13 protein-coding genes are annotated in these 12,162 nt (G+C 65.6%); 5 read left to right on the top strand and 8 right to left on the bottom strand.

Translation table 11 applies throughout. The features are described 5' to 3' along the window. Positions 1–3 precede the first annotated feature (3 nt). The 5 genes from BLS52_RS08595 to BLS52_RS08575 all read right to left on the bottom strand — a co-directional run bounded on the left by BLS52_RS08595 (position 4) and on the right by BLS52_RS08575 (position 3,208). Complete coding sequence (locus BLS52_RS08595) at positions 4–786, bottom strand: SRPBCC family protein (protein ID WP_245702767.1); 783 nt, start codon at positions 784–786, stop codon at positions 4–6. A gap of 29 nt (positions 787–815) precedes the next feature. Further along, the gene (locus tag BLS52_RS08590; protein WP_090585957.1) at positions 816–1,676 is read right to left on the bottom strand and encodes a DUF6707 family protein; all 861 of its coding nucleotides are present in this window, start codon (positions 1,674–1,676) and stop codon (positions 816–818) included. Positions 1,677–1,751: 75 nt separating this feature from the next. Continuing rightward, positions 1,752–2,291, bottom strand: coding sequence for an NUDIX hydrolase family protein (locus BLS52_RS08585; protein WP_026545058.1), 540 nt, complete (start codon positions 2,289–2,291; stop codon positions 1,752–1,754). A gap of 81 nt (positions 2,292–2,372) precedes the next feature. After that, a complete protein-coding gene (locus BLS52_RS08580; protein ID WP_090585956.1) occupies positions 2,373–3,065 on the bottom strand; it encodes a hypothetical protein in 693 nt (230 codons plus the stop codon). Continuing rightward, positions 3,065–3,208, bottom strand: a complete 144-nt coding sequence (locus tag BLS52_RS08575; RefSeq protein WP_026545059.1) for a ribbon-helix-helix domain-containing protein — start codon at positions 3,206–3,208, stop codon at positions 3,065–3,067. The genes BLS52_RS08580 and BLS52_RS08575 overlap by 1 nt, the downstream gene beginning before the upstream one ends. A 49-nt stretch (positions 3,209–3,257) precedes the next feature. Between BLS52_RS08575 and BLS52_RS08570 the strand changes: the two genes are divergently transcribed. Beyond that, on the top strand, positions 3,258–3,848 hold the full coding sequence (locus tag BLS52_RS08570; protein WP_090585953.1) for a YdeI/OmpD-associated family protein: 591 nt from the start codon (positions 3,258–3,260) through the stop codon (positions 3,846–3,848). A 46-nt stretch (positions 3,849–3,894) separates the two neighbouring features. Here the strand turns inward: BLS52_RS08570 and BLS52_RS08565 are convergent, their stop codons facing one another. Beyond that, entirely contained in the window at positions 3,895–4,689 is a 795-nt protein-coding gene (locus BLS52_RS08565) for a tryptophan-rich sensory protein (protein ID WP_090585951.1), read from the bottom strand. A 34-nt stretch (positions 4,690–4,723) separates the two neighbouring features. Beyond that, positions 4,724–4,975 carry a hypothetical protein gene (locus BLS52_RS08560; RefSeq protein WP_090585950.1) on the bottom strand — a complete coding sequence of 84 codons (252 nt, stop codon included), beginning with the start codon at positions 4,973–4,975 and terminating at the stop codon, positions 4,724–4,726. A gap of 443 nt (positions 4,976–5,418) precedes the next feature. Here BLS52_RS08560 and BLS52_RS08555 point away from each other — a divergent pair, with 443 nt between their 5' ends. The 4 genes from BLS52_RS08555 (at position 5,419) to BLS52_RS08540 (ending at position 10,325) form a co-directional block, all read left to right on the top strand. Beyond that, positions 5,419–6,111 (top strand): LmeA family phospholipid-binding protein, encoded by a 693-nt coding sequence (locus BLS52_RS08555; protein ID WP_090585948.1) that lies wholly within the window; start codon positions 5,419–5,421, stop codon positions 6,109–6,111. Between the two features lie 54 nt (positions 6,112–6,165). Then, a complete protein-coding gene (locus BLS52_RS08550) occupies positions 6,166–8,751 on the top strand; it encodes an excinuclease ABC subunit UvrA (protein WP_175460123.1) in 2,586 nt (861 codons plus the stop codon). A gap of 94 nt (positions 8,752–8,845) precedes the next feature. After that, complete coding sequence (locus BLS52_RS08545; RefSeq protein ID WP_090585945.1) at positions 8,846–9,574, top strand: DinB family protein; 729 nt, start codon at positions 8,846–8,848, stop codon at positions 9,572–9,574. 46 nt (positions 9,575–9,620) lie between these two features. Further along, positions 9,621–10,325: a class I SAM-dependent methyltransferase gene (locus tag BLS52_RS08540; protein WP_090585943.1), complete on the top strand. Its 705-nt coding sequence runs from the start codon at positions 9,621–9,623 to the stop codon at positions 10,323–10,325. A gap of 155 nt (positions 10,326–10,480) precedes the next feature. Here BLS52_RS08540 and BLS52_RS08535 read toward each other — a convergent pair whose 3' ends face one another. Next, a complete protein-coding gene (locus tag BLS52_RS08535; RefSeq protein WP_090585942.1) occupies positions 10,481–12,028 on the bottom strand; it encodes an LTA synthase family protein in 1,548 nt (515 codons plus the stop codon). Between the last annotated feature and the right edge of the window lie 134 nt (positions 12,029–12,162).

Genomic DNA, 12,162 nt, shown 5'->3' with positions numbered 1-12,162 from the left:
CGGTCAGTCGACCCTGGACGTCTCCAGCGGGTCGGAGGAGGGGTAGTGCTCCTTGCGGAAGCTGTCCCAGCTGTCCCAGGCCGAGCGCAGTGCGTGCGCGCCCAACCCGTAGGTGGAGATGACGGCAAGGCTGGACGCGGGTCCGTCGAGGGACGGCTGGTCGGCCACGATGACCAACCCCTCGCCATGGTCCGCGTACTCCGCCACGGTGAGGCCGAGCTGGTTCTCCGTGCGGAACCAGACCGTGCCGGTCAGCTCGTGCCCGTTCGGGAGGCTGAGTGAGTAGGAGTCTCCGGGCTGCTGCAGCTGCTCGGCATTCAGCTTCTCGATGATCGATCCGCCGTCAGCGGGCGTACCAGAGAAGAACGCGGTGCGCCGGGTATTCGAAGGATGCCGCTCGAGTGCAAACCGCAGCTGCTGGAGGAACGTGATCCAACCCTCGGTGACCTCGTCCGCTTCGGCTTCGACGCGTTCGATGGTGACCACGCAGCCGTCGCGGACCGGTTCGATCTGGAAGGTGTCACCGCCGTCGACCGTCACGAAGGTGTGGTCAGGACCCTCAACCACGGACGGCGCGAAGTAAATGGAACGGATCTCCGTGTCCAGGGTGTCCGAGTCCCAGCCGTGCCACTGGCGGACCAGCCGGGGTTCGCGGAGCATGAGCCATACCTGCCGTGCATCCGCGTTGATGTGGACGCTGAGGGGGTTTGCGGGTGCAACGGGCTCATCCCGGGCGGGATGCTGCTCGGTGCTGGACTGTCTGAGGGAATCGGCCGGCTCACTCATGCGCGCCACTCTACTCCCGCATCTGCGGGTTAACCAGAGGCTGCGGTTTTCGCGCCCAGGGCACGGATGGCGAGCAGCTCGTGCCCGATGCGCCGGTCCAGCGCCTCGGCACTGAGGGTTTCCGAGCCGCCGTGCGCCCGCAGGTACAGCAGCACGGTCAGGCGTAGTCCGCGCCAGTCCTTTTCGGCCGCCGGGTCAGTGGTGGACCGCGCGATTTCCCGGTCGTACAGGTTGGGCTCGTTGAGCTGGCGCTGCCGCACCGCCGCGGCCAGTTTCGCCTTCAGCGGGTCCGTCTCGGCGTCGTCGGCCGTTCGCAGGGCAGCGGAATAACCGGCGGTACGGGAGGGGTCGCCGTCGTTCTGGGTGAGGTGGGCGGCGAGCGCAAGGCACCCCTCGATGAGGTTCCAGCGGCCAAAGTTGCCGTCGAACGGCTGGTCGGTCAGCAGGTCGCAGACCTTGAGCGCGCTGACGGCATCGGAGAGGTCCACGTAGAGGGTCATGGCGAGGTCGCGGATGTCCTGCAGGTTGCTGCCGGACTTGAAGTTCACGCCGCGGGTGAGCCGCTCGGAAAGCTCGTGGACCCGCGGGTTCTCGGGGTGCACGGCAGCCACGTGGGCAATCAGCGCCTCCGGCGATCCCTCATCGGTGACAATCTGCGAAAGTTCCTCGAGTGCCTCGGCCTGAACCGTTGAACCTGTGGCGATCCGCACTGTTTCACCTGATTCCAGCGTGGCCACTACAACCGCCGGAACACCGAAGTCATCATGCTCGACGGCGGTGTCCACCACTTCGCTGGTGCGCTCGCCTCCCGGAAGGAGGAGCCTGCGTCCGGCGCTCACTGCCTCCGCTGCAAGCGGTTGTACGCGCGCGTCCACGTCGCTGTCGATCATTGGAATGTCCTGCCTCACTGCACCTGTTGCCCCCGGTCCACGAACGAGTCCGGTCTATAAAGAAACGGTAACGCCTCAGCGGCCCCATCCGGCGTAGGCGAGCGCCTGGCGCAGCAGGCTGTCGCGGCCGCCGGAGAACTCGGAGCTCACTTCAGAGCTCAGCGCCTCCTCCGGTGTGAGCCAGGTCAGCTCGAGCGCGTCCTGGCGGGGGTTGCATTCCCCGGTCACGGGGATGAGGTATGCCAGTGCGACGGCGTGCTGCCGGTCATCAGTGAGCCCGGTTTCCGAGGGGGAGGGGAAGTATTCGGCGACTGTGAACGGCGTCGGGCACGGGGGCAGCTGGGGGAGGGCGAAGGGACCGAGGTCCTTCTCCAGGTGCCGCAGCAGCGCCGCGCGGATGGTTTCCCGGTACATCACGCGGCCGGACACGAAGGTCCGCACCATCTCACCCTGCTCGTTGGCCTGCAGCAGCAGCCCCACCTCGGTGACGTATCCCAGCGCATCACACCGGACGGGGATGGCCTCCACGTAGACCATGGGGAGCCGGCGGCGTGCCTCGTAGAGATCGTCCTCGTTGAGCCACCCGGGATTGGGATCTGGTGTGCGCAGGTTCATACCTTCAGTTTTATAGCAGACCCGCTGCGGGGTGACCCGGACTCGCTGTACTTCGGCCATTGGCTGAATCGGCGGACGCTCTCAGGACCCGGTGTCCCGGGTGTAACCGTAGAGGTCCTCCTGCCACTCGTTGATCCAGATCCTGCCGCCGTCCGGGTTGGGTACTCGCAGCGATCGCCCGTAGTTCTCGTCGATCAGGATCGTGGCGGCGGGGGTGCGCTGCTGGAGGACGGTGATGTCCCCGGTGAACTCGAAGGCGAGCTGTGTTCCGTCCGTTTCCGCTTCATGGACAGCGACGAGACCGCCGTTCTTCGCCACGAAGCCGATCCAGGATCCCGTGCGGGAGCTGATCCTCTGACGGGCACCGATGTCGCTGAACACTTTCGCACCGGCCGCCGGGTCAGTGGTGTACCAGATGGGCATCACCGCCAACCCTTCCTTCACCGGCGCTGCATCGGCGAGCTGCGCCTCGTACGCGAGGAACGTCCGCCCGTCCGGTGCGGTCACCTGCGCGGCCGGCCCATCTGCCGTATCGACGACGACGGCGGCGGTCCCCGCTTCTGCTGTGCGTCGGGCGAACTTCGTGACCGACCCGACCTCAAAGCTGAAGCTCAGTGACGGCTGCTCCGCAGTATGCAGGGCAACGTGTCCGCTGTCCGCGGCGAAGACCCGCCAGCCCGGTGCATCCTCAACCTGGCGCAATCCGAGTGCTGTGAAGGTGTCGGTGAAGGCGTCGAGGTTCGGGGTGAAAACGATCGGCCGTACCCTGAGCATTATTTGTCCTCTACGTAGGTTCGAAGAACGCGCTCGACGAGTGCCGAAAGGCTCTGCCCTTCGTCGATGCTTCTGTGCTTGACTGCACGGACGAGGTCCGCCGGCAGGTAGACGTTGAACTGCACTTTGGCTTCCGGTGGCATGGCTACAATGCTAGCAATCTAGTCACGGACGGTCCAGTACCCTGAACGCATGGCCGCCGAACTGCCCGAACTCCTTCTCCCCGACGCCCGCGAATGGCGGGCGTGGCTGGAAGAAAACCACGCGTCGTCGTCGGGCGTCTGGCTTGTCCTTCACAAGAAGGGCGGCACGGTGACGGCACTGACCTACGCTGCTGCACTGGACGAGGCACTGTGTTTCGGTTGGATCGACGGACAGACCAGGAGGCGCGACGGCGAGAGCAGCTTCCAGCGCTTCACGCCCCGCGGCCCGCGGAGTATCTGGTCGCTGCGGAACGTCGGCCACGTCGAGCGGCTGGAGGCCGAAGGCGCAATGCGCGATGCCGGTCGCGCCGCCGTTGAGCGGGCGAAGGCGGACGGGCGGTGGGATCGTGCCTATGCCGGGTCGGCGAGCGCCGTCGTGCCGGATGATCTGGCCGCCGCAATCGCGGCGAACCCCGATGCGCAGGCGATGTTCGAGGTGCTCTCCGCACAAAACCGCTACGCGCTGATCTTCCGCCTCGGTCAACTCAAGACGGAAGCGGGGAGGGCAAAGCGAATCGGCGCCTTCGTCGACATGCTTGCCCGGCACGAGGCCCCATATCCGCAGAAGCGGAAGCCTTGAAGGGCCAGAAACGAGGTTCGGGGCCCCAGCGAGCCGCGGTTCCGGTTCACGCTCCCGGGTGGGACCGTCTCCTCAGCCTGACCGCGACCGTAGCGAGCACGATGGCGGCGGCGGCGAGGCCGGCGGTCACCGCCGTCGTCGTTGATTCCGGGGCGCCAGCGGCGCGGCCAACCACTATCCAGGCCAGCCCCCAGCAGATGGCCGCCGCCACCGCGAGCCGGCCGTTCCCGCGCAGGGCGAGGAAAACAGCGACGACGGCGACCACGGCCAGGATGGCCGCTGCCCACAGTTCCGGAGCCACTCCGAAGCCGGCGAAACCTGCCGCGACCAGGGCTGCGGTGATGTTCGCGCAGACCGCAACGCACACCCACCCCAGGTAGAGGCCCAGGGTGCCGTCGGTGACGACGCCGTCGGCGGCGGTGACGGGTGCCTGGGACGTGTAGATGACAAAAGCGGCCGAGAGCACTGCGAGCAGCGCAAGGATGATCAGCACGCTGACGGCGAGCAGCCCGGCCTGGACGGACAGGATCCACGCCGCGTTCAGCAGCATCGACGCGGCGACCCACCAGCCGAGCCGTCGCTGACGGTGCGAGGCACGCTGGGAGGGGAACCACTGGTAGACGGTGTAGGCGCCGAGCCCCGCGTAGATGACGCTCCAGATCCCGAACGCCGGGCCGGCCGGTGCGAGGAGCGTGGCATCGGCGCTCAGGGCCCCGCCTGCAGCCTGGTCGATGGGAGTGCCGCCGAATGCGCCGGAGCCGATTGCGGAACCGACCACACACAGGATGAACGCGGCCGTCACGCCGGCCTGCCGAACCGCATCCGAAGTCATGCCCACCATCTTCCCGGACCCTGCGGGGTTCCGTCGGCGATGCTCAGATGGCGTGCTCCAGGTAGGAGACCGTGCCTGACAGTCCGCGCCGGTGCTCATTGGCTACGCGTCGGTTCAGCTCCTCGGTGAGTTCATCTCGTCTGAACTCGGTTTCCATCTCAGCGCCGCCGTGCAGGTACTCGGCGTCCAGCTCGCGATGCACTTTGCTATTGAGCACGTGCAGTGCGCAATCGTCGAGTGTGCTCAGGTCTTCGGGGAATGGCTCTGTGGGATCTATCTTGCTGTTGTAGCTCATGACTTTCCTTGTCTGTTGGCCCGGTGCCCTGCTCCTTTGCTGCGAGGTTGTGATCCTCGAGGAGGAAGGCCTCCGGGTCCGCGAAGTCACCCGGAACTGCGGTCGGTGACTTCGGACTTCTCTCATCGGTTCGCCAATAGGGGTGCCGATGACGGTTCACGCCGGGAGTGGCGTGGATGATGCCGGCTGTTTGGACAGCCGGAGGAAGGGACGAGGTTGGGCGGGCCGCCACCGTTCAGGTGGGGTGCGCGTGGCGGCGGATCCTGCTTGCTGAAGATTCGCCGGAGTGTCCGGTGGAGCTGTGCCATGCGGTCAGACGGCGGTGGTGCGAGCGATTTGCAAAAGGGGTGACTCGACTCCCCTCCGTCCTCACGCTACAGCACAAACCGTGATCATGGGGACCGGGTTCGCGCCCCGGACCGGAAGCAACCAGACTGGTCCCCATGGAACGGGCGCGTGTAAAGGACTGGTTGATCGGTGCTACCGGGATGGTTCTGGTCCTGGTAGCCGCGGTAGCGATCCTCTGGTTGGCGGTGAGCGCGCCCGCCGGCAGCGCGGAGCCCGGGCCTGCGCCGTCGCCCGGAGCGGAGTCCGAACCGACACCCGATGCGGCACCTCCGGGGGACCTGGGCGAGGACGAAACCTGGCTTGCCGACCTCGCCCTGGACGCCGGGACAGTGGTGACTGCGGGTTCGACCCTCCGTGACGTCCGTGCCGTCGGGCAGGATGTGGTGACCGGGCCGGGAGGCCTCATCGCCGGACGGCTCACCGTGGACGCTACCGTGCCGTTCGAGGTTGTCGCCGCTGAGCTCGGTGAGGGGACCGTGGTCCGGCCCGCCGACGACGGCCAGGCAACAGTGGTCCGCACCGTCGAGGCACTGGGCCGAGAGCTGCAGGTTGTCGCCACCGGCACGGTGGAGGTCGACGCCGGCCGGCTCGTGATGGAGCCGCGCTCGATCGACTTCGGCGGACCGGACTTCCTTTCCGCCGCCGTCGCCGCCGTCGTGCGCACGTTCGTGACCATCGAACACACCATCGAGGGGCTGCCCGAGGGGCTCGTCCTGCAGGACGTCACCGTCCAGGACGACGGCTTCCGCGCCAACCTCAGCGGCGAAGACGTGAACCTGGCTTCCTAGCACCCGGAGAGTGGGATGGTGGCCGGACAGCGGTCCGGCGATAGGGTCGAAGCAATGCAACCCGAAACGCACGCTCCCGAAATCCCGCAGGCGAACCCGCTCACCGATGGCTTCGTCAGGGTCCGAGGAGCCCGGGAAAACAATCTCCGCAACGTGGATGTGGATGTCCCCCGCGACTCGATTGTGGCGTTCACAGGAGTGTCCGGTTCGGGCAAGTCCTCGCTGGCCTTCGGCACCATCTATGCCGAAGCGCAGCGGCGGTATTTCGAGTCGGTGGCGCCGTACGCCCGCCGGCTCATCCAGCAGGGGCACAATCCCAAGGTGGAGCAGATTACGGGCCTGCCTCCCGCCGTCGCGCTTCAACAGCGCCGCGGCGCCCAGAGCAGCCGCTCCTCTGTCGGAACAGTGACCACGCTGTCAAACTCCGCGCGGATGCTCTTTTCCCGGGCGGGCAGCTACCCGGAGGGCGCCCGGCAGCTTGACTCGGATGCCTTCTCTCCCAACACCGCTGCGGGCGCCTGCCCGGAGTGCCATGGCCTGGGCGTAGCGCACACGGTCAGCGAGGCGTCCCTGGTGCCGGATCCATCGCTCAGTATCCGCGACGGAGCCATCGCCGCCTGGCCTGGCGCCTGGCAGGGGAAGAACCTCCGCGACATCGTCACCCATCTCGGCTACGACGTCGAAACTCCCTGGCGGGAGCTGCCGAAAAAGGACCGGGACTGGATCCTTTTCACCGAAGAGCAGCCCGTGGTGGAAGTGACTCCTGAGCGCGACCGCGTTGCCAAGCCGTACAAGGGCAGGTTCTGGAGCGCCCGGAGCTACGTTCTCCACACCCTGGCCGATTCGAAAAGCGCCTCCATGCGGGAGCGCGTGCTGCAGTTCATGCATACCGGACCGTGCGAGCGGTGCGGCGGCAGCGGCCTGAGAGCCGACGCTCTCGCCGTGACGTTCGCCGGGAGGACCATCGCGGAGCTCAACGCCGTTCCGTTGACGGAACTGGCCGACATCATCCGGCCCACCGCGGAACTGACGTCAGCCGGGACAGCGTCGCGCAGGCGGGCCTCAGGCGAAGGTGACGAGGTGGCCGTCGCACTCACGCGGGACCTGCTCCAGCGGATCACGGTACTTCTGGAATTGGGGCTGGGCTATCTCGCACTTGGCCGCTCCACGCCCACCCTCTCGCCGGGGGAGATGCAGCGGTTGCGCATCGCCACCCAGCTCCGGTCCGGCCTCTTCGGGGTCATCTACGTCCTCGATGAGCCCTCGGCCGGGCTGCACCCCGCCGACGCCGAGCCGCTTCTGACGGTTCTGGACCAGCTCAGGGTCTCCGGCAACTCGGTGTTTGTCGTGGAGCACAACATGGACGTGGTGCACCGCGCGGACTGGGTGGTGGACGTGGGGCCGCGCGCCGGCGAAGGCGGCGGCGAGATCCTCTACAGCGGCCCCGTGGCCGGCCTACGCGACGTTCCCGGGTCGGTGACTCGGCCCTTCCTCTTCCCTGAGCAGGCGGACGGAACCGACGACGACGGCGACTCCTCCGAGCCTGGAAGTGGCAGAAATTCCCGCAACGGTTCCTGCAGGGAGGCCGCCGGCTGGCTCGAACTGAGTGGCATCAGCCGGCACAACCTGCGCAGCCTTGACGTGGACTTTCCGCTTGGTGTGTTGACGGCGGTCACCGGGGTGTCCGGCTCCGGCAAGTCCACGCTGGTCAGCCAGGTTCTCGCCGAGGTGGTCGGTGAACGGCTGCATCCGCGGGATGCCGCACCGGAAGGCGCGACGACGGCGGACTCCCCGGTCGGCTCGCTGAACGTGGGATCCTTCCCGGGGCGGAACCAGTTGGACCGCCTGGTCACGGTCGACCAGAAGCCGATCGGCCGGACTCCCCGCTCCAACCTGGCGACCTACACCGGGCTGTTCGATGCGGTCCGCAAGGAGTTCGCCGCGACGGACGAGGCCCGCGCCCGGGGTTACGGTGCCGGACGGTTCTCCTTCAATGTGGCCGGCGGCCGGTGCGAAACCTGTCAGGGAGAAGGTTTCGTCGCCGTGGAGCTCTTGTTCCTGCCCGGCAGTTACGGGCCGTGCCCGGAGTGCGGGGGCTCGCGGTTCAACCCGGAAACGCTGGAGGTCCTCTACCGCGGCCGGAACGTGGCCGACGTGCTGCGGATGACAGTCAGTTCTGCCGCAGAGTTCCTCTCCGACGTTCCCTCAGCAGCACGCAGCCTCCAGACGTTGCTGGAGGTGGGGCTGGGCTACCTCCGGCTCGGACAGCCCGCCACCGAGCTGTCCGGCGGGGAAGCGCAGCGCATCAAGCTGGCCACCGAAATGCAGCGTGCCCAGCGTGGGCACACCCTGTATCTGCTGGATGAGCCGACCACCGGACTGCACCCGGCCGACGTCGAACTTCTGATGGCGCAACTGCACCGCCTGGTCGACGCCGGCAATACTGTGATCGTGGTGGAACACAAGATGGATGTGGTGGCATCCGCGGACTGGGTGATCGATCTGGGACCGGCCGGTGGAGACGGAGGCGGCGAGGTGATGGCGGTCGGCACCCCCGCCGCCGTCGCGCGGTCGAAAAAGAGCCGGACGGCGCCGTACCTTGCGGCAGCGTGCCGGTGGGACACCAAGCCAGCCAGCTGAGGAACCGGGGGCGGGGGCTCCGAACCGGTCAACTCTGAGTCACACGACGCGCCAGCATCTTCCGCAGCGCCGTCCCGGAAGCGATGATTGGGCGATGACGACCTTTTCCGGCAGGGAGTTCGAAGGCGCCACCTTCGTCAAGGCGAGCTTCAAGGGCGCAACCCTGCGATTCTCCGATGTGAGCGGTGTGACGATGCGCGGCGTCGACGTGGACGGCCTCGATATCGACAGCCATGACCTGTTCTTCGGCAGTCTCCTCGTCAACGGGGTGGACGTGGTGCCGCTGGTGGATGCCGAGCTCAACCGGCAGTTCCCGGGCCGCGAGCTGCAGAAGGCGCAGACTCCCGGCGGCCTGCGCGAGGGGTGGGTCGCGGTGCAGTCCGCATGGCAGGCCACGGTTGCGGGCACGCCGCCGAACCTTGTGGACGCACACGTGGAGGGTGAGTGGTCCCTGGCCCAGACCCTGCGCCATCTCATCCTGGCGACCGATGCCTGGCTCCGCGGGGCAATCCTGCAGGTCCAGCAGCCGTTCCACGAGATCGGGCAGATCTTCACCGGCGCAGGCGAAATGGGCTTCGACATGTCAATCTTCCGCACGGACCCGCCCGCCTACGAGGAGATCCTGGCGGTGCGGGCCGAGCGGCAGAAGATGGTGACCGATTTCCTGGCCACCGCCACCGAAGAGCAGATGGAGGAGGAACGCGAGAACCCGTGGGGCGGCGGTGACTGGCGTCCCAGCGTAGGTGACTGCATCCGGGTGATCCTGGAGGAGGAGTGGGCGCATCTGCGCTACATCCGGCGGGACCTCGCTCTATTGGGCTGATATCGAGCTGACCTACTCACCGTCGTCGTGCAGAGAACGAGGATCCATGAAGGCTGATCTCTATGACAGTTTTGCTGAGAGCTACGCGGCAGAGAATGACTCCAGTCTTCTCAACGCCTACTACGAGCGGCCGGCGATGATCGCCCTCGCCGGCGACGTTGAGGGCCATCGGATCCTTGATGCGGGGTGCGGATCAGGGCCTCTGTCCGCGGCGCTGATCGCGAAAGGCGCCATCGTCACCGGCTTCGATTCCAGTGCCGCGATGCTCGATCTCGCGCGACAGCGTTTAGGGGATAGCGCGGACCTGTGGCTGGCCGATCTCAGTAAGCCGCTTCCTTTCGCGGACCACTCCTTCGACGACGTTGTCTCGTCCCTGGTCCTTCACTATTTGGAAGACTGGTTATCACCTCTTGCTGAGCTGAGGCGTGTACTTAAGCCAGGGGGTCGCCTGATCCTGTCGGTCAACCACCCCACGGTCAGCGTGATCACCCAACCAGACGAGGACTACTTCGCCATCCGGCAATACTCGGAGGACTACGAATTCGATGGCGAGCCCGCGGTTCTTACCTTCTGGCATCGACCACTCCACGCGATGATCAACGCCTTCATATCGGCGGGGTTCCGCTTAGTCACCGTGAGCGAACCGGGACCATCTCCAGATACTCCGCAGGAACTCCTTCCACCCCGCATCCTGAACGGAGAGAAGACCGCCTTCTTATCCTTCATCTTCTTCGTTCTTGGGACCGATTAAGTGCTCGACGCCGGACGGGGAGGCGGCCATCGGTCGGAAGCGCCGCTGTCCATCAGATTGTCGCTGGACCGTGGTCATGCTTGAAAACGGTGATATTGGCGCTTATCACAGATGAAGGACATCCTGGTTGTGCCGTGGGGGAGGGATGGGCAGCTCTACTCGATGGCTCGCTCGCCGGCCCAGGCGTCCTCATAGAACCGAGGCGAAGCCGAGTCCAGCAGCTCAGCATAGGAATCAGGGGTCATGGCCTGCGCTGAATCAGTGGGAACTGATGAGGCGAATGCGGACACACCCAGGCCTGCCTCCTGGTCCTGGAGGGTCAGACCGGCTGCCTCCAAAATGGACGGGAACATGTTCAGCTGGTCCACGTCAGCGCGCAAGGTGCTGCTGCTGTCCGCGCCCGGAATCCAGATCCGGTTGAAGATGGTGCGGTTGTGGTTGCCGCTTAACTGTTCTTCGAAGGGGTCGCCGGTGCTCAACTGCTTGAGGTGATCGCCCATGATGACCACCGCGGTGTCGTCAAGGTAGCCCTTTTCCTTCATATGGTTCACAAATCCGGCCACCTGGGTCATGGAACAGGAGAACACCGAGGTGGTCGCGTTCTCCGTATCCACGTCGCAGTAGTCGAAAATGTGCAGCGGCGCGTGTGTGTCCAGCGTCAGCAACGTGAGGTTGAACGGCTGACCGGACTTTTCTGCCTCGGTGTGCAGCACGTCGATTTCTTCCTTGGCGTGGGCCATCAGGCGTTCATCGCTCAGGCCCCAGTCGCGGAAGTTATTCTCCGGTTCGCCGGCTGCGCGCCAGGCGGAGAGGTCTTTTATCTCGGAGTAGCCGTGACCGCTCAGGAAGACGTCCTTCGCTGCGAAGGAGGCATTCGCACCGCCCAGGAAGACGTTGGTGTAACCGTGTTCGTCCAGAACGTCACCCAGGCAGATAACCCCACCCAGATAGGTATCGACTTCACCGCCCAGGTTGTTGAGCGCGTCGCTTCCCATAGCGGAACTTGTGCCTTTCAACGGGATGCCGCATTGTGTCGAAACGAGCCCGGCCATTGTCCAGCCGCCACCCTTGTATTCGCGCAGGCTTTCGATGGTTTGCCAACCCTCTGCAGCCAGGGTGGCCTCCTTGAGTGAAGCAAACGCGTCTTTTTCAAAGAGCTGGTCATCCGCGATGGTGCCTTCACCTGACTCGAGATAGATCAACACCAGATTTCGTTTGTGCGCATCGCTGGTGATGGTCGGCTCCACATAGTAGTTGCCGATGTCATAGGACGAATTCAGCGCCTTGATGTAGTCCCACATGCTGACTGTGCTGGCGAAGGAAGTGGTGCCGGCAATAACCAGCGCGGCTACCAGAGCGGTGAAGGCGATGTGCGTGATCCGCTGCTGTCGCCGCGGGATGGCGCCGTACTTCCGGCGCCCGCGGCGTCGGAAGTACGGCCATAAGGCGATCCCGGCGGTGATGAGCAGAGGGACTACGCCGATCACTAAGATGCCGACCCAGACGATTGCTCCGGCGCCGCCGTCGGTTTCGATGGCGACGAGGTTCAGGAGCATCTGACCCACGGAGATCTTGCCCCAGTAGAAGCGAATGCCGACAGCGGCTATGAGCAGAGTGAGTCCCGCCCAGATCAGGACGTAGACACAGGTGCGCCCCAGGACGGCGCCAGCCCGCCGGGCCACGTGAAGAGTCCGACCGGACATGGCATCACCTCGCGTTCCAGACGCCCAAACGCCAGTCGAAGGCCCCTTTGGGTTCCAATTCGATCTCTGGCCGTAGAAGCCTAGTCCCGCCATGTTACTCGTTCAACGATGGTTCACCCGTTCCTGTTCTGATG

The sequence above is a fragment of the Arthrobacter subterraneus genome (assembly GCF_900099735.1).
GTDB classification, from domain to species: Bacteria; Actinomycetota; Actinomycetes; order Actinomycetales; family Micrococcaceae; genus Arthrobacter_D; species Arthrobacter_D subterraneus.
Note: the sequence above shows the minus strand (reverse complement) of the source record. Positions and strands in the feature narration are given on the sequence as shown.